Source organism: Citrobacter sp. wls710 (assembly GCF_005281115.1).
Classification (GTDB): domain Bacteria; phylum Pseudomonadota; class Gammaproteobacteria; order Enterobacterales; family Enterobacteriaceae; genus Citrobacter; species Citrobacter werkmanii.
Genome location: NZ_SZXD01000026.1, coordinates 172,644 through 188,957 on the forward strand (window position 1 = coordinate 172,644; position 16,314 = coordinate 188,957).

The window sequence follows — 16,314 nt, forward strand, 5'->3', positions numbered from 1 at the left end:
AGAAGCGCAATTTACCACAAATGAGAGGGGCTGGGGGAAGTGTGAACAAGTGGGCTGGTGAATGTATGAATAGTCGGAATCAAGATAATTCCGACTATTTATTGAATTATCAGGCAGTAACACGCTGCTGGCGGCGCTTCATAACGCGCTCGCGTAATGTGTCATACGCCCAGTTATAGAGCATGGTGTACGGCAGGAAGAACAGGAAGAAACCTATTTCCAACGTGAATGCCTGAAGCAGGCTGACGTTCAGCACATAGGCCACGATGCTCACCCCAATCACAATAAACCCGCTCTCGAAGCCTAAGGCGTGAAAGGCGCGAACTTTCGCCGTACGTTTTACCCGATGCGACGGCCATAAGCGGTCAAACAGGGCGTTATAAATGATATTCCAGATCATCGCCGTGGTAGCCAGAATAATTGTCAGCCCGCCCATTTCCAGCACCGAGCGCTGCATCAGCCACGCGGTGGTTGGCGCAAGGATTGCGGTGGCAATGCCTTCAAAACAAACGGCGTGAAAAATACGCTCCACTAGTGAGCGACGCTGGATTGTATCGTGTTGCATAACCTAAAACCTTCTTTGATGCCCGGATAACGGAATGGTGGCAATTTTATCGTTTTATGTGATATCTAAAAGATAGTATCCATCGATAAAGTAGATAGTTCATGCGTTACTCTCCTGAAGCATTAACGGCATTTGTAGAGACCGTTTCCTGCGGCTCATTTTCTGCCGCGGCCCGGCGACTGCGTAAAAGCCAGTCCACCATCAGTACGGCTATTGCGCATCTGGAAGCCGATCTTGGTTTTGCGCTGTTTGACCGATCGTCCCGTCAGCCAACGCTGACCGAAGAAGGTAAGCGGGTGCTGGGCTATGTGCAGGCAATTTTGACGGCCAGCGAACGTCTCGATGAGGCGGCTATCTCGCTGTCGGGTGAAACGGAAGCGCGCCTGACCTTCGTACTTTCGGACACGCTGCACCCGGATGTGCTGGAAGAATTAATGGTGCAGTTTGACCGCAAGTTTCCGCATACCGAGTTTGAATGTCTGATTGGTGAAGATGAAGACGTGATCGATCTGCTGCAAAAAGGGCGCGCGCAGGTCGGGTTGATTGAGGCAAGAGAGGATTACCCGACCGACATGGGCGTGACGCGACTGCCGATGCAATCCTGGATGGGGTTGTACGTTGCGGACTCGCATCCGCTGGCGTGTCAGGAAAAACTACAATGGGAACAGCTACATACCTGGCGCGAGTTGCGTCTGAATACCTACCTGGAAAGCAGTACCAACGTGGCGCGTGGCCCCGTCTGGTCGGCGCCTAACTATTTGCTGTTGTTGAGTATGGCGGTTCAGGGATTCGGCTGGTGCGCGCTCCCTTGTGCACTGGTGGAAGAGTTTGCAGCGGAAAAACCGCTGGTTCAACTACAGGTGCCCGGCTGGCCAAAGGCTATCTCTATTGATCTGTTGTGGAATAAGAAATCACCGCCAGGCGTGGCGGGAAGTTGGCTGCGCGATCATTTACAGCAGAGTGGCGTTCAGATGACCAATAAATGATACGAAATTCATTTGTGATAAAAATCACCATTTTTAAACAACTTTGATAACTACTTTTAACAATCATCTACTATTGCGGTGTTATTTTGCGCTGAGGTAGTGATGAAAGAGGTTGTGATAGTCGGGGCGTTAAGGACACCGATCGGCTGCTTCCAGGGAACGCTGGCTCGCCACTCTGCCGTTGAGTTAGGCAGCATGGTGGTCAAGGCGTTGCTGGAACGCACGGGCGTGGATGTTCACTCCGTGGATGAAGTGATCCTCGGGCAGGTGCTTACCGCAGGTGCCGGGCAGAACCCGGCCCGTCAGTCCGCCATCAATGGTGGGCTACCTAATACCGTTTCCGCCATCACCATTAACGATGTTTGTGGTTCGGGGCTGAAAGCGCTGCATCTGGCGACCCAGGCTATTCAATGCGGCGAAGCCGACATTGTGATTGCCGGTGGACAGGAGAATATGAGCCGTGCGCCGCATGTCCTTACCGATAGCCGCACTGGCGCACAACTGGGGAACAGTCAACTGGTCGACAGCCTGGTGCATGATGGTCTGTGGGATGCTTTCAACGATTATCATATGGGCGTCACTGCAGAAAACCTCGCGCGGGAATACGGCATTAGCCGTGAATTACAGGATGCCTACGCGCTGCACTCGCAGCACAAGGCTCGGATGGCTATCGACGCCGGACGCTTTAAAGATGAAATCGTGCCGGTGGTGACCCAGCGTAATGGTCAATCATTCGTAGTGGATACCGATGAGCAACCGCGTACCGATGCCAGTGCGGAAGGGTTGGCGCGTCTGGATCCTACCTTTGACCGGCTCGGTTCGGTCACCGCGGGGAACGCCTCATCCATTAACGATGGCGCCGCCGCGGTGATGATGATGAGCGAGGCCAAAGCGCAGGAGCTGAATTTGCCGGTGCTGGCCCGCATTCGCGCGTTCGCCAGCGTCGGGGTCGATCCCGCACTAATGGGGATTGCGCCGGTGTATGCGACGCGCCGCTGCCTTGAGCGTGTGGGCTGGCAACTGGCTGATGTTGATCTGATCGAAGCCAACGAAGCCTTCGCCGCGCAGGCCTTGTCCGTTGGGAAAATGCTGGAGTGGGATGAACGGCGGGTAAATGTGAACGGCGGCGCTATCGCACTTGGCCATCCGATTGGCGCATCGGGTTGTCGTATACTGGTTTCGCTGGTGCATGAAATGGTGAAGCGTCGGGCGCACAAAGGGCTGGCAACGCTGTGTATCGGCGGTGGTCAAGGTGTGGCGCTCGCTATCGAACGAGACTAACGATCTTAGATTTCCCTTCTTAAACGCTTTTTTGTGTGTTACCCCGGCATCTATAAAAAAGCCCTCCAACAGGAGGGCAAGGCCAGTTACAGAAACATACACTCTAAACGCCGTCAATATATCAAAACATTGTTTCATTTCATGTGATTGACTGCGCACTTTGTCAGCAAAGGTGTGCGAACATCGTATATTGCCAGCTGTGTTTTCAATGTCTTATCCCTGCCACGAATGATTATCTTCTTTGTGTTTTAATCTATCTAATTGTTTTAGATGATTTTATTTGAAATATTCCCACGATTTATATGCCCGAGCGTGATCGCAATTACACTTTTGACAATAAGATGCGGAAAAAGTGAAACAACGTTTCAGTTGTAATTGAAAACCCTATCCGGGAGGGATATCATGAGCGCATTAGATAAAACGGAACAGCGTTTTGCTATTCGTTAAAGCATTCACGGTCAATTTATCAATGGAGGTAAATGTGGACGTAAGACAAAGCATCCATAGTGCGCATGCCAAAACCCTCGACACTCAGGGGCTGCGTAATGAGTTTTTGGTCGAAGAAGTATTTGTCGCAGATGAATACACCATGGTTTACAGCCACATCGACCGTATTATTGTTGGCGGCATTATGCCGGTGGCCAAAACCGTCTCTGTGGGTGGCGAAGTCGGTAAACAACTGGGCGTAACCTATTTTCTCGAACGCCGTGAGCTGGGTGTGATCAACATCGGTGGTCCGGGCACGATTACCGTTGACGGTCAGTGCTATGAAATTGGTCATCGTGATGCCCTGTACGTCGGCAAAGGGGCAAAAGAAGTTGTGTTTGCCAGCGTTGATACGGCGAAACCGGCGAAGTTTTACTACAACTGCGCGCCGGCACACACGACTTATCCAACCAAAAAAGTCACGCCTGCTGACGTTGCGCCAGTGACGCTGGGCGATAACCTCACCAGTAATCGTCGCACCATCAACAAATATTTTGTACCGGATGTGCTGGAAACCTGCCAGCTGAGCATGGGCCTGACTGAGCTGGCGCCGGGCAACCTGTGGAACACCATGCCGTGCCATACCCATGAACGTCGTATGGAAGTCTACTTCTACTTCAACATGGAAGAAGATACCTGCGTCTTCCACATGATGGGACAGCCTCAGGAAACGCGTCATATTGTGATGCACAACGAGCAGGCGGTGATTTCCCCGAGCTGGTCTATTCACTCAGGCGTTGGCACAAAAGCTTATACGTTCATTTGGGGCATGGTTGGTGAAAACCAGGTCTTTGATGATATGGACCATGTCGCCGTCAAAGATCTGCGCTAGTTGCGGGCGACAGCCGTGCCTGCCTGCGGCGGGCATTATAAAAAATTAAGGATTTACAATGATTTTGAATGCATTCTCTCTTGAAGGTAAAGTCGCCGTTGTGACCGGTTGCGACACTGGCCTGGGTCAGGGTATGGCGCTGGGTCTGGCGGAAGCGGGTTGCGATATTGTCGGTATCAACATTGTTGAACCGACGGAAACCATCGAACGCGTGACCGCACTGGGTCGCCGTTTTTTAAGTCTGACCGCCGACCTGCGCCAAATTGATGGTATTCCAGCGCTGCTGGAGCGCGCAGTGGCAGAATTCGGCCATATCGATATTCTGGTCAACAATGCGGGCCTTATCCGTCGTGACGATGCGATCGACTTCAGCGAAAAAGACTGGGATGACGTGATGAACCTGAACATTAAGAGCGTATTCTTTATGTCTCAGGCTGCGGCGAAGCACTTTATCGCTCAGGGTAACGGCGGCAAAATTATCAATATCGCCTCTATGCTCTCTTTCCAGGGCGGTATCCGCGTTCCGTCTTACACCGCGTCTAAAAGCGGCGTAATGGGCGTCACCCGTCTGATGGCGAACGAGTGGGCAAAACATAACATCAACGTCAACGCGATTGCGCCGGGTTATATGGCGACCAACAACACTCAGCAGCTGCGTGCTGATGAGCAGCGTAGCGCAGAAATCCTCGATCGTATTCCGGCAGGACGTTGGGGACTGCCGAGCGACCTGATGGGGCCTGTCGTGTTCCTGGCGTCCAGCGCGTCTGACTATATTAACGGCTATACCGTTGCGGTAGACGGCGGCTGGCTGGCACGTTAATACATTTTTTGAATAACAAACCCTGTCATCTGGCAGGTTTTTTTTTGGTTTTAAGTTATTTTAATCCATATTCTGTCTATAAATTAATCCATACATAATTATATATGTATGAATTTGTAATGTTTAATCCTCTTTAATATCAATAAATTAAATTTAATTGAGTGGTTGCTGATAAATTTTAAAATTGGAATATCCATCACATAACGAGGTGGTGTAGCTATTTAATCCATGTTTTTGCCGTTTCCCGCCTGACGCTTCATGTAAGGGATCCCTTACTTTCAGGGACATGGTTTACTCTGTATCTGGCAGGAAAAAATGGTCTCAATAAATAATGATGCTGCTTTAGCGCCGCGCCCTGTGCGCGATACGCGACGTATGAATATGTTTGTCTCTATCTCTGCGGCTGTCGCAGGATTGTTATTCGGCCTGGATATTGGCGTGATAGCCGGCGCGTTGCCTTTCATTACCGATCACTTTGTCCTGACCAGCCGCCTGCAGGAGTGGGTGGTGAGCAGCATGATGCTGGGTGCGGCAATTGGCGCACTGTTTAATGGTTGGCTGTCATTCCGCCTGGGACGTAAATACAGTCTGATGGCGGGCGCGATCCTTTTTGTCGTCGGCTCTCTGGGATCGGCGTTGGCATCCAGCGTTGAAATGCTCATTTTTGCCCGCGTGGTGCTGGGCGTTGCGGTGGGTATCGCGTCTTACACCGCGCCGCTGTATCTCTCAGAAATGGCCAGTGAGAATGTGCGCGGTAAGATGATCAGTATGTACCAGCTGATGGTTACGCTGGGCATTGTGCTGGCCTTCTTATCCGATACGGCATTCAGCTACAGCGGTAACTGGCGCGCGATGCTGGGGGTGCTGGCGCTCCCGGCGGTGTTACTGATTATCCTGGTGGTTTTCCTGCCGAACAGTCCGCGCTGGCTGGCGGAAAAAGGTCGCCATATCGAAGCTGAAGAAGTATTGCGTATGCTGCGCGATACGTCAGAAAAAGCCCGCGATGAGCTGAACGAAATCCGTGAAAGCCTGAAGCTGAAGCAGGGCGGCTGGGCGCTATTTAAAATTAACCGTAACGTGCGTCGCGCGGTTTTCCTCGGAATGTTGTTGCAGGCGATGCAGCAGTTCACCGGGATGAATATCATCATGTACTACGCGCCGCGCATTTTTAAAATGGCGGGCTTTACCACCACCGAACAGCAGATGATTGCCACGCTGGTGGTTGGCTTAACGTTCATGTTCGCCACCTTTATTGCCGTTTTCACGGTCGACAAAGCGGGGCGTAAACCGGCGCTTAAAATTGGTTTCAGCGTGATGGCCATTGGGACGCTGGTACTCGGCTATTGCCTGATGCAGTTTGATAACGGCACGGCTTCCAGTGGCCTTTCCTGGCTGTCAGTCGGTATGACCATGATGTGCATTGCAGGTTACGCGATGAGCGCCGCGCCAGTGGTGTGGATCCTGTGTTCGGAAATTCAGCCGCTGAAATGCCGTGATTTTGGTATTACCTGCTCGACCACCACCAACTGGGTGTCGAACATGATCATTGGTGCCACGTTCCTGACGCTGCTCGACAGCATTGGCGCGGCGGGTACGTTCTGGCTGTATACCGCGTTGAACGTCGCTTTTATCGGTATTACATTCTGGCTTATCCCAGAAACCAAAAACGTCACGCTGGAACACATCGAGCGCAAGCTGATGTCGGGTGAGAAGCTAAGAAATATTGGGGTGTAAGCCAGACATACGTGCCGGATGCGGCTCTGCCTTATCCGGCCTACGAATTAAGTCTCGTCCTGGCCGGGTAAGCGCAAGCGTTACTCGGCATTTTTTTTGAACACATTACCCGTGCAGAAAATCTTCTCGCACCGGGGTGAACGTATCGAGTAATGTTCCCGGTTTTAAGCAGACGCAGCCATGCATAATGTTGGGCTGTTTATACAGGGTGTCACCTGCGGACACGACATGCTTTTCTTCCCCAATCGTAAATTCAAACTCACCGGATAAAACGTAAGTCAGCTGTTCATGCGGATGGTTGTGCAGCGGACCAATCGCTCCCTGCTCGAAGTTCACCTCAACCGCCATCATTTTACCGTCGTGAGCCAGAATGCGACGGGTAACGCCATTGCCCAGATCTTCAAGCGTGGTCTCTTTATGAAAAATAAACATCCGGCATTCCTGTAAGTTAATGAAACACTGTTTCATTAAATTTATACCAGCAAAGTATAAAAAGAAATGCACACCAACAAATGTGGAAAGTTGATCACATCTTTGGTTCACTGGAGAGATAACAACGAATGAGGGGAAGCGATGAAGACGATCGGTCTGTTAGGCGGTATGAGCTGGGAATCCACCATTCCTTATTATCGACTCATTAATGAAGGGGTAAAACAGCGTCTGGGTGGCCTGCATTCAGCACAGATTCTGTTGCACAGCGTAGATTTTCATGAGATTGAAGCCTGTCAGTCCAGCGGCGACTGGCTGCGGGCCGGGCAGATCCTCGCGCAGGCCGCCAGAGGGCTACAGGAGGCGGGTGCTGAGGGAATCGTGTTGTGTACCAACACGATGCACAAGGTTGCTGAGGCGATTGCAACCGCCTGTGATGTACCGTTCCTGCATATTGCTGATGCCACTGGCCGCGCCATACAAAAGCAGCAGATGAGCAACGTGGCGCTGCTGGGTACGCGCTACACCATGGAGCAGGATTTTTACCGTGGGCGCTTACAGGCTGAATTTGGCATTAGTACACTTATTCCTGACGTTAACGACCGGCAAAAAATAAACCAGATTATTTTCGATGAGCTGTGCCTCGGCGAATTCAATGAAACGTCCCGCGATTATTATCTCAGTGTGATTGCTCAACTGGCTAAGCAGGGCGCGCAAGGGGTAATTTTTGGCTGTACCGAGATTGGTCTGTTGGTGCCAGCCGAGCTAAGCCCACTACCGGTTTTCGACACTGCGGCTATCCATGCGCAAGATGCGGTGGAGTTTATGCTTTCGTCTGTGGATGCAAAATAGCGTTCAGCGGATCGATAAGCCTCGGGAGATGGGTTTGCAGATGCGCACTAAAAGCATCGACCAACGCCGAGGCGGGGCGATGAAGCGGGTGAATCAGGCTGACCGTAAACGGTACCGAAATACTGAAGCGGCGGATAACGATCCCGCTACTGGCGTAATCCAGCGCCGTTAAGGGATTGACCACCGAGATCCCTACGCCCGCCCGTACCATTGCACAAATTGAAGCGGCGCTATGGGTTTCTATTACCATGCGACGTTTCACCTGATGCTCATTAAACAGGGTATCCAGAAGCTGACGGTAACTGTCGGTCCGCGACAGGCTGATGTAGTTTTCGCCCTGAAAATCCTGGGGGGTGAGCACGGATTTCTCGGCCAGCGGATGTCCCTGTGGCAGCACGCATACTTCATCCAGCGCCAGCAATTCTGTACGTTTAGTGCCGGCGGGAGTATGCAGGGTTTCTGTGATCCCCAGATCGTGGCGTTGCGCCGACAGCCACTCTTCCAGCAATGGTGACTCCTGCGGCACTATCTGAATATTGACCTGCGGGTAGCGTGTGAGGAATGGCTGCAGCAGCGGCGGTAAAAAAGATTGTGAGAATACCGGCAGGCAGACAATCGATAATTCGCCCTGACGAAATTCGCGCAGACTTTCGGCGGCGCTCACAATCCTGTCCAGACCATACCAGGAACGTTGTACCTCTTCAAACAGACGTAACCCTTGCACGGTCGGATGCAATCTGCCACGCGAACGTTCGAACAGCGTTAATCCCAGCACTTTCTCGAATCGGGCCAGTTCCCGACTGACGGTCGGCTGCGAGGTATGTAGCATCCGCGCGGCTTCCGTCAGATTACCTGCGGTCATGATGGCATGAAAAATTTCAATATGGCGCAGGTTAACGGCGGGCATGAGTAATCCTCGAATGATGTAAGCCATATCATTTTTGCATAGACTCACGATAAAACGATATTTTTTATTCTTTCTGGCCTGTGGCGTAATCATAAAAAAGCCAATACCGGAGCACATCATGCCACGCCCACTCAACAGCACTGATACCGATCTCACCGCCGCCAACCTGCTACGCCTGCCCGCTGAATTTGGCTGCCCGGTGTGGGTGTATGATGCACAGATTATCCGCGCGCAGATTGCCAAACTGAGCCAGTTTGACGTGGTGCGTTTTGCCCAGAAGGCATGCTCAAATATTCATATTCTGCGCCTGATGCGCGAGCAGGGCGTGAAGGTCGATTCCGTCTCGCTGGGCGAAATTGAACGCGCGCTGGCGGCGGGCTTTGAGCCGGGACAAGATGAGATAGTCTTTACCGCCGATATGATCGATGACGCGACGCTCGCCCGGGTGCATGAATTGAGCATTCCGGTAAATGCTGGATCGGTGGATATGCTGGAACAACTGGGCCAGCTTTCGCCGGGCCATCGCGTGTGGCTGCGCGTGAATCCTGGTTTTGGTCATGGACACAGTCAAAAAACCAACACCGGCGGCGAGAACAGCAAGCACGGTATCTGGTACAGCGATCTTCCGGCGGCGCTGGAAGTGATCCAGCGCTATCAGTTGAAGTTGGTGGGTATTCATATGCATATTGGATCCGGCGTGGACTACGGCCATCTGGAACAGGTATGCGGCGCGATGGTGCGTCAGGTTGTCGAGTTTGGTCAGGATCTGGAGGCGATCTCCGCGGGCGGCGGGCTGTCGATCCCGTATCGTGAGGGCGAAGAGGCGATCGATACCGATCATTACTTTGGGTTATGGAACGCCGCGCGCGATCAAATTGCGCATCATCTGGGTCACGCTGTCAAACTGGAGATCGAACCGGGCCGTTTTCTGGTCGCGGAAGCTGGCGTGCTGGTGGCGCAGGTGCGCAGCGTAAAAGCGATGGGCAGCCGTCACTTTGTGCTGATTGACGCAGGCTTCAACGATTTGATGCGCCCGGCGATGTACGGTAGCTATCACCATATCTCTGCACTGGCGGGAGATGGCCGTTCTCTGGAGCAAGCCGCGCAAATAGAAACCGTAGTAGCTGGGCCGCTGTGTGAGTCCGGCGACGTCTTTACCCAGCAGGAAGGCGGAAATGTGGAAACCCGTCTGTTGCCAGCGGTAGTGCCGGGGGATTATCTGGTGCTGCACGATACCGGGGCGTACGGCGCGTCAATGTCGTCAAATTACAATAGCCGTCCGCTGCTGCCGGAGGTGTTGTTTGATAACGGCGTGGCGCGACTGATCCGTCGTCGCCAGACGATTGATGAGCTACTGGCGCTGGAGTTAATCTGAATATAGCGTTGTGAAACGCCGGATGGCGCTTGCGCCATCCGGCACTATTCGTAATACGGCCCCGTTGTCACCGATTCCCGCAACACCAGTTTGCCGGTAAACGGTGGGATCGGCTCTACGCTCTCACCGTTGGCCAGACGGATAGCCTGGTCAATTGCCGTTGTTATCATGGCGTCAATCGGCAGATAAACGGTAGAAAGCCCCGGTTCCAGCCATTTGGCGCTGGGCGCATCATCAAAACCAAACAGCGAGACGTCCGTTGGGATCTTCAGGCCAGCCTGATGCAACGCTTTTGATGCACCTAATGCCATGTCATCGTTACAGGCGAACAGGGCGCTGAATGTCACCCCTTCCTCCAGCAGTTCACGGCAGGCTTCATAGCCTCGCGTCATTGTGGAGTCGCCGTATTTGACCTTGTCGGGATCCCAGGGAATACCGTTTTTTTCCAGCGCCTTACGATATCCCATCAAACGTGATTTACCGGTAGGGGTATGGCCCGGCACGGTGATGCAGGCAATATCGTTATGCCCCTGGGAGATCAGATAATTGACCGCCTGGAACGCGGCTTCTTCCTGTTCAAAGAAAATCGCGCGATCGCGGGCCTGACTGACATCACGGTTAATGACCAGCAACGGCATAGCAATGCTGTTCATTAGCGACATAATCGCCTGTTCACTCATATAACGGGTATAGAGAATAATGGCATCACACTGCCTGTCGGCCAGCATTTGCACGGCTTCCTGTTCACGCTCCGGCGTGTCGTGGCCGTCGGTGACGATCAACTGCTTACCGTGAGATTCCGTCTGGCGCGAAGCTTGTTGCAGCAGGCGTCCAAAGTAGAATCCATCAAACGTGGAAACCACCAGGCCAATGCTGTTGCTGGTACGGTTCGCCAAAGAGCGCGCTAAAAAATTGGGTCGATAATCAAGTGCCTGCATGGCCTTAAACACTTTCTGGCGCGTACTCTCTTTTACCTGACCCGTACCATTCAGCACGCGCGAAACGGTCGCTTTTGAGACGCCAGCGTGTCGTGAAACGTCCAACATCGTGGTCATGACGCTATCCTGGTTAATCGTTTGACGAAGAATTGCCCGGCTCTGTCAGCGTCGAAACGGAATGGCGGCGCACCAGAGTTGGGTTAAATACGTGGGTGATTTCAGGCGTGGGTCGCTTTTCCGCCAGCGCCAGCGCCAGTTCAGCGGCCTGGGTTGCCATCGTCACTATCGGATAGCGTACCGTGGTCAGACGTGGTCGCACATAGCGGGAAACCAGCACATCATCGAAGCCGATCAGGGAAATTTCGCCTGGTACATCAATGCTGTTATCATTTAACACGCCCATCGCGCCAGCCGCCATGGAGTCGTTATAGCAGGCTACTGCCGTGAAGTTTTTGCCACGTCCAAGCAACTCGGTCATGGCCTGCTCACCGCCGCTCTCATCCGGCTCGCCAAAGGTCACCAGCCGATCGTTAATCGGTATATTGCTCTCCGTCAGCGCATCGTAATAGCCTTGCAGGCGATCCTCCGCATCTGAAATGGTGTGATTGGAACACAGATAACCGATACGCGTATGGCCCTGCTGAATAAGGTGTCGGGTAGCCAACCACGCGCCGAAGCGGTCATCGAGGGCAACACAGCGTTGTTCGAATCCCGGCAGAATTCGGTTGATCAATACCATGCCGGGGATTTGCTTCATTAATGAAGCGAGGTCTGCATCCGGGATGATTTTGGCGTGGACAACAAGCGCAGCGCAGCGGTGGCGAATGAGCTGTTCAATCGCCTGACGTTCCTTCTGTTCATTATGGTAGCCGTTGCCGATCAGTAAAAAATTACCGGTGTTATAGGCCACCTGCTCGACAGCTTTAACCATTGCCCCAAAAAATGGATCTGACACATCACCAACCACCAGTCCGATGGTTTCGGTAGATTGTTGCGCCAGCGCACGCGCGTTGGCGTTGGGGTGGTAGCTGAGTGATTCCATTGCACTCGTTACGGCCAGACGCGATGCTTCGCTGGCTTTGGGGGAGTCATTAATCACTCGAGAAACGGTGGCGACTGATACACCAGCTAGTCGGGCTACATCCTTTATGGTCGCCATGATAGTACCTGTTGTGGGTAAACGCTTACATTATGTCAGTGTTACGGAAAATGGCTGGCTGTTCAAGCAGATTGCCTGTCAGGACGTCGCAAATGTGAGCGCGCACGAGCGAAGTAAGACAAAAAATAGAAAACGCTAATTTTTACTTACACTTTGCGATGTGCTGTTGCGATTGTTCGCTGGTGAGGGCACTGAGCAGATTGCTAGAGTTGGGATCCCAGAGGTATTGATAGGTGAAATCAACTTTCGGGTTGATCACTAGAATTACACCAGCCTGCGCAGATGCGCAGGTTTTTTTTTGTCTTCGGCCTATCTGTAACAGTAACCGATAATTTACACAACTCGTTGCATTTGGGTTCATTCCTTTGCGTTTTCGCACTGGCGTATCTGGCTGCTGACGACCACAATCAAGATCCCAGAGGTATTGATTGGTGAGATTATTCGGTACGCACTTCGTACCTGTCTCTTGCACCGACCTGCGCGGATGCGCAGGTTTTTTTTCGGATTGTATTCACCAGTTACCTGTCGCGCCCACTCTCCAACTCGTATACTCTCCCAACATTAATGTTTATGTAATTAATGGCACAGGGAGTTGAGATGCTATTTGGCTTTTTTCGTAATCTGTTTCGCGTGCTTTTCCGCGTTCGCGTCACGGGCGATATCAGCGCGCTACAGGGAGAACGCGTTCTAATTACTCCCAACCATGTCTCATTTATCGACGGCATCCTGCTGGCGCTTTTTTTACCGATCCGCCCCGTTTTTGCTGTTTACACCTCTATTAGTCAGCAATGGTACATGCGCTGGCTGACTCCGCTGATTGATTTCGTGCCGTTAGACCCGACCAAACCGATGTCGATTAAACATCTGGTTCGCCTGGTCGAGAAGGGGCGTCCGGTGGTTATTTTCCCGGAAGGGCGTATTTCGACCACCGGTTCATTGATGAAAATCTATGACGGCGCCGGGTTTGTCGCGGCAAAGTCAGGGGCCACGGTGGTTCCTGTGCGCATCGAAGGCGCGGAGTTGTCACGCTTTAGTCGCCTGAAAGGTCTGGTTAAACAGCGATTCTTCCCGCGTATTCGCTTGCACATCCTGCCGCCGACCCACATGCCGATGCCGGAAGCGCCGCGTGCTCGCGATCGCCGCAAAATCGCGGGTGAGATGCTGCATCAAATTATGATGGAAGCGCGCATGGCGGTACGTCCGCGTGAAACACTTTACGAATCTCTGCTGGCGGCGAAATATCGCTTTGGCGCAGGCAAAAACTGCATTGAAGATGTTAACTTTACGCCGGACAGCTACCGTAAACTGCTGACTAAGACGCTGTTTGTGGCCCGTATCCTGGAAAAATATACCGCCGAGGGTGAAAAAATAGGCCTGATGCTGCCAAACGCGGGGATCAGCGCGGCGGTCATTTTTGGCGCTATTGCGCGTCGGCGTATTCCGGCGATGATGAACTATACAGCAGGTGTAAAAGGGCTAACCAGCGCCATTACTGCTTCAGAAGTCAAAACTATCTTCACTTCCCGACAGTTTCTCGATAAAGGCAAACTTTGGCATTTACCGGAACAGCTCACCCAGGTGCGCTGGGTTTACCTGGAAGATCTGAAAGCCGATGTGACGTTTAGCGATAAGCTGTGGATTTTCTCGCATCTGCTGGCGCCGCATCTGGCGCAGGTGAAACAGCAGCCGGAAGAGGCTGCGGTGATCCTCTTTACCTCTGGCTCGGAAGGTCATCCTAAAGGTGTGGTACACAGCCACAAGAGCATTCTGGCGAACGTCGAGCAGATTAAAACCATCGCTGATTTCACCGCCGACGACCGCTTTATGTCTGCGTTGCCGCTATTCCACTCCTTTGGTCTGACGGTGGGATTATTCACGCCGCTGCTGACCGGCGCAGAAGTGTTTCTTTATCCCAGCCCGCTGCATTACCGCATTGTGCCGGAACTGGTCTACGACCGGAACTGCACCGTACTGTTTGGTACGTCAACGTTCCTTGGCAACTATGCTCGTTTCGCGCATCCCTATGATTTTCACCGTCTGCGCTATGTGGTGGCGGGAGCGGAAAAACTGCAAGACACCACAAAACAGCTGTGGCAGGAGAAATTTGGTCTGCGCGTCCTTGAAGGCTATGGCGTGACGGAATGTGCGCCGGTGGTGTCGATCAACGTACCGATGGCTGCGAAATCAGGAACGGTAGGGCGCATCTTACCCGGTATGGATGCCCGACTGTTAGCTGTTCCTGGCATTGAGGACGGAGGGCGTTTACAGCTGAAGGGCCCTAATATTATGAGCGGCTATTTGCGTGTCGAAAAACCCGGCGTGCTGGAAGTGCCGACGGCAGAAAATGCACAGGGTGAGATTGAGCACGGCTGGTATGACACCGGAGACATCGTGCGCTTTGATGAAAACGGCTTTGTGCAGATCCAGGGACGCGCCAAGCGTTTTGCTAAAATTGCCGGAGAGATGGTCTCGCTGGAAATGGTTGAGCAACTGGCGCTGGCGGTATCTGCAGACAAAATGCACGCCACGGCGATCAAAAGCGATGCCAGCAAAGGCGAGGCGCTGGTGCTGTTCACCACCGACAGTGAACTGACGCGCGAAAAACTGCAGCAGTATGCGCGAACGCATGGCGTGCCTGAACTTGCCGTGCCGCGTGATATTCGCCATCTGAAACAACTCCCATTACTCGGCAGCGGTAAGCCGGATTTTGTTACGCTGAAAAGCTGGGTCGATGAGCCGGAAAAACAACATGAGTGAGTCAGTGCACACTAACACTTCTATCTGGTCCAAAGGGATGATGTCCGTTATCGCCGCGCAGTTCCTGTCGGCGTTTGGCGATAACGCCTTACTGTTCGCCACGCTGGCTTTGCTTAAGGAACAATTTTATCCGGACTGGAGTCAGCCGATCCTGCAAATGGTGTTTGTGGGCGCTTACATCCTGTTTGCGCCCTTTGTCGGGCAGGTGGCAGACAGCTTTGCCAAAGGCCGGGTGATGATGTTCGCTAATGGCATGAAGCTGCTGGGCGCGGCGAGTATTTGTTTCGGCGTGAATCCATTTCTCGGCTATACGCTGGTGGGGATCGGCGCGGCGGCGTATTCACCAGCCAAGTATGGCATTCTCGGTGAACTGACCACTGGCGACAAACTGGTGAAAGCTAACGGCCTGATGGAAGCCTCCACCATTGCCGCGATTTTGCTCGGTTCTGTGGCAGGCGGCGTGCTGGCCGACTGGCACGTGATTGCTGCGCTTTCTGCCTGTGCGCTGGCCTATGCGGGCGCCGTGGTGGCTAACCTGTTTATCCCCAGGCTGGCCGCGGCTCGCCCTGGCCAGTCCTGGCATTTGGGGAAAATGACCCGCAGTTTTTTCTGTGCGGCCACTTCGCTGTGGCGTAACGGTGAAACGCGTTTCTCATTGGTAGGAACCAGCCTCTTTTGGGGCGCTGGCGTCACGCTGCGTTTTCTGTTGGTGCTGTGGGTGCCGGTGGCGCTGGGCATCACTGATAACGCTACACCTACTTACCTGAATGCCATGGTGGCAATCGGGATTGTGGTCGGCGCGGGTGCGGCGGCGAAGCTGGTGACACTGGAAACCGTGTCGCGCTGTATGCCAGCGGGGATCCTGATTGGCGTCGTGGTGCTGATCTTCTCGCTGCAACATGCGCTGCTTCCGGCTTACGCGTTGTTAATGCTTATCGGCGTGTCAGGCGGGTTCTTTGTGGTGCCGCTGAATGCGTTGTTACAGGAGCGGGGCAAGAAAAGCGTCGGTGCGGGTAATGCGATTGCGGTGCAAAACCTGGGTGAAAACAGCGCGATGCTGCTGATGCTGGGTATTTACTCGCTGGCAGTGCTGGTAGGGATCCCGGCGGTAGCGATTGGTATTGGATTTGGCGCGCTGTTTGCGCTGGCGATTGCGGCGCTATGGATTTGGCAGCGCCGCCATTAGTCTGTGA

The 16,314-nt window shown here is 53.0% G+C and carries 14 protein-coding genes; 9 read left to right on the forward strand and 5 right to left on the reverse strand.

Annotation, left to right across the window (positions count from 1 at the left end; genetic code table 11):
• Nucleotides 1-109: 109 nt before the first annotated feature.
• The gene (locus FDX14_RS09940) at nucleotides 110-565 is read right to left on the reverse strand and encodes a multidrug/biocide efflux PACE transporter (protein WP_137349446.1); all 456 of its coding nucleotides are present in this window, start codon (nucleotides 563-565) and stop codon (nucleotides 110-112) included.
• A gap of 101 nt (nucleotides 566-666) precedes the next feature.
• Here FDX14_RS09940 and FDX14_RS09945 point away from each other — a divergent pair, with 101 nt between their 5' ends.
• The 5 genes from FDX14_RS09945 to araE all read left to right on the forward strand — a co-directional run bounded on the left by FDX14_RS09945 (nucleotide 667) and on the right by araE (nucleotide 6,704).
• Complete coding sequence (locus FDX14_RS09945) at nucleotides 667-1,551, forward strand: LysR family transcriptional regulator (RefSeq protein WP_042310811.1); 885 nt, start codon at nucleotides 667-669, stop codon at nucleotides 1,549-1,551.
• A gap of 102 nt (nucleotides 1,552-1,653) precedes the next feature.
• Nucleotides 1,654-2,832: an acetyl-CoA C-acetyltransferase gene (locus FDX14_RS09950; RefSeq protein WP_137349447.1), complete on the forward strand. Its 1,179-nt coding sequence runs from the start codon at nucleotides 1,654-1,656 to the stop codon at nucleotides 2,830-2,832.
• A 481-nt stretch (nucleotides 2,833-3,313) separates the two neighbouring features.
• On the forward strand, nucleotides 3,314-4,150 hold the full coding sequence (gene kduI / locus FDX14_RS09955) for a 5-dehydro-4-deoxy-D-glucuronate isomerase (RefSeq protein ID WP_042310807.1): 837 nt from the start codon (nucleotides 3,314-3,316) through the stop codon (nucleotides 4,148-4,150).
• Between the two features lie 58 nt (nucleotides 4,151-4,208).
• Nucleotides 4,209-4,970 carry a 2-dehydro-3-deoxy-D-gluconate 5-dehydrogenase KduD gene (gene kduD, locus FDX14_RS09960; RefSeq protein WP_003033923.1) on the forward strand — a complete coding sequence of 254 codons (762 nt, stop codon included), beginning with the start codon at nucleotides 4,209-4,211 and terminating at the stop codon, nucleotides 4,968-4,970.
• 315 nt (nucleotides 4,971-5,285) lie between these two features.
• Complete coding sequence (gene araE, locus FDX14_RS09965) at nucleotides 5,286-6,704, forward strand: arabinose-proton symporter AraE (RefSeq protein ID WP_042310805.1); 1,419 nt, start codon at nucleotides 5,286-5,288, stop codon at nucleotides 6,702-6,704.
• A 105-nt stretch (nucleotides 6,705-6,809) separates the two neighbouring features.
• Here araE and FDX14_RS09970 read toward each other — a convergent pair whose 3' ends face one another.
• Entirely contained in the window at nucleotides 6,810-7,136 is a 327-nt protein-coding gene (locus FDX14_RS09970; RefSeq protein WP_042310801.1) for a cupin domain-containing protein, read from the reverse strand.
• 141 nt (nucleotides 7,137-7,277) lie between these two features.
• On the opposite strand from FDX14_RS09970, the gene FDX14_RS09975 reads away from it, so the two are divergent.
• Nucleotides 7,278-7,985: an aspartate/glutamate racemase gene (locus tag FDX14_RS09975; RefSeq protein WP_042310799.1), complete on the forward strand. Its 708-nt coding sequence runs from the start codon at nucleotides 7,278-7,280 to the stop codon at nucleotides 7,983-7,985.
• Here FDX14_RS09975 and FDX14_RS09980 read toward each other — a convergent pair.
• On the reverse strand, nucleotides 7,957-8,892 hold the full coding sequence (locus FDX14_RS09980; protein ID WP_042311160.1) for a LysR family transcriptional regulator: 936 nt from the start codon (nucleotides 8,890-8,892) through the stop codon (nucleotides 7,957-7,959). The genes FDX14_RS09975 and FDX14_RS09980 overlap by 29 nt on opposite strands.
• A 118-nt stretch (nucleotides 8,893-9,010) precedes the next feature.
• Between FDX14_RS09980 and lysA the strand changes: the two genes are divergently transcribed.
• The gene (gene lysA, locus FDX14_RS09985; RefSeq protein WP_079226045.1) at nucleotides 9,011-10,267 is read left to right on the forward strand and encodes a diaminopimelate decarboxylase; all 1,257 of its coding nucleotides are present in this window, start codon (nucleotides 9,011-9,013) and stop codon (nucleotides 10,265-10,267) included.
• A gap of 44 nt (nucleotides 10,268-10,311) precedes the next feature.
• Here the strand turns inward: lysA and FDX14_RS09990 are convergent, their stop codons facing one another.
• Together FDX14_RS09990 and galR are read right to left on the reverse strand one after the other, a co-directional pair.
• On the reverse strand, nucleotides 10,312-11,322 hold the full coding sequence (locus tag FDX14_RS09990) for a LacI family DNA-binding transcriptional regulator (RefSeq protein WP_042310796.1): 1,011 nt from the start codon (nucleotides 11,320-11,322) through the stop codon (nucleotides 10,312-10,314).
• Nucleotides 11,323-11,335: 13 nt separating this feature from the next.
• Complete coding sequence (gene galR, locus FDX14_RS09995) at nucleotides 11,336-12,364, reverse strand: HTH-type transcriptional regulator GalR (protein ID WP_137349448.1); 1,029 nt, start codon at nucleotides 12,362-12,364, stop codon at nucleotides 11,336-11,338.
• A gap of 597 nt (nucleotides 12,365-12,961) precedes the next feature.
• Between galR and aas the strand changes: the two genes are divergently transcribed.
• Together aas and lplT are read left to right on the forward strand one after the other, a co-directional pair.
• Entirely contained in the window at nucleotides 12,962-15,121 is a 2,160-nt protein-coding gene (aas, locus tag FDX14_RS10005; RefSeq protein ID WP_042310791.1) for a bifunctional acyl-ACP--phospholipid O-acyltransferase/long-chain-fatty-acid--ACP ligase, read from the forward strand.
• A complete protein-coding gene (gene lplT, locus FDX14_RS10010) occupies nucleotides 15,114-16,307 on the forward strand; it encodes a lysophospholipid transporter LplT (protein WP_061382388.1) in 1,194 nt (397 codons plus the stop codon). The genes aas and lplT overlap by 8 nt, the downstream gene beginning before the upstream one ends.
• Nucleotides 16,308-16,314 lie beyond the last annotated feature (7 nt).

What these genes read in the sequence shown, in the direction of transcription:
- FDX14_RS09940 (WP_137349446.1), bottom strand. Translation starts at nt 565, where the DNA reads ATGCAACACGATACAATCCAGCGTCGCTCACTAGTGGAGCGTATTTTT.
- FDX14_RS09945 (WP_042310811.1), top strand. Translation starts at nt 667, where the DNA reads ATGCGTTACTCTCCTGAAGCATTAACGGCATTTGTAGAGACCGTTTCC.
- FDX14_RS09950 (WP_137349447.1), top strand. Translation starts at nt 1,654, where the DNA reads ATGAAAGAGGTTGTGATAGTCGGGGCGTTAAGGACACCGATCGGCTGC.
- kduD (WP_003033923.1), top strand. Translation starts at nt 4,209, where the DNA reads ATGATTTTGAATGCATTCTCTCTTGAAGGTAAAGTCGCCGTTGTGACC.
- araE (WP_042310805.1), top strand. Translation starts at nt 5,286, where the DNA reads ATGGTCTCAATAAATAATGATGCTGCTTTAGCGCCGCGCCCTGTGCGC.
- FDX14_RS09970 (WP_042310801.1), bottom strand. Translation starts at nt 7,136, where the DNA reads ATGTTTATTTTTCATAAAGAGACCACGCTTGAAGATCTGGGCAATGGC.
- FDX14_RS09975 (WP_042310799.1), top strand. Translation starts at nt 7,278, where the DNA reads ATGAAGACGATCGGTCTGTTAGGCGGTATGAGCTGGGAATCCACCATT.
- FDX14_RS09980 (WP_042311160.1), bottom strand. Translation starts at nt 8,892, where the DNA reads ATGCCCGCCGTTAACCTGCGCCATATTGAAATTTTTCATGCCATCATG.
- lysA (WP_079226045.1), top strand. Translation starts at nt 9,011, where the DNA reads ATGCCACGCCCACTCAACAGCACTGATACCGATCTCACCGCCGCCAAC.
- FDX14_RS09990 (WP_042310796.1), bottom strand. Translation starts at nt 11,322, where the DNA reads ATGACCACGATGTTGGACGTTTCACGACACGCTGGCGTCTCAAAAGCG.
- galR (WP_137349448.1), bottom strand. Translation starts at nt 12,364, where the DNA reads ATGGCGACCATAAAGGATGTAGCCCGACTAGCTGGTGTATCAGTCGCC.
- aas (WP_042310791.1), top strand. Translation starts at nt 12,962, where the DNA reads ATGCTATTTGGCTTTTTTCGTAATCTGTTTCGCGTGCTTTTCCGCGTT.
- lplT (WP_061382388.1), top strand. Translation starts at nt 15,114, where the DNA reads ATGAGTGAGTCAGTGCACACTAACACTTCTATCTGGTCCAAAGGGATG.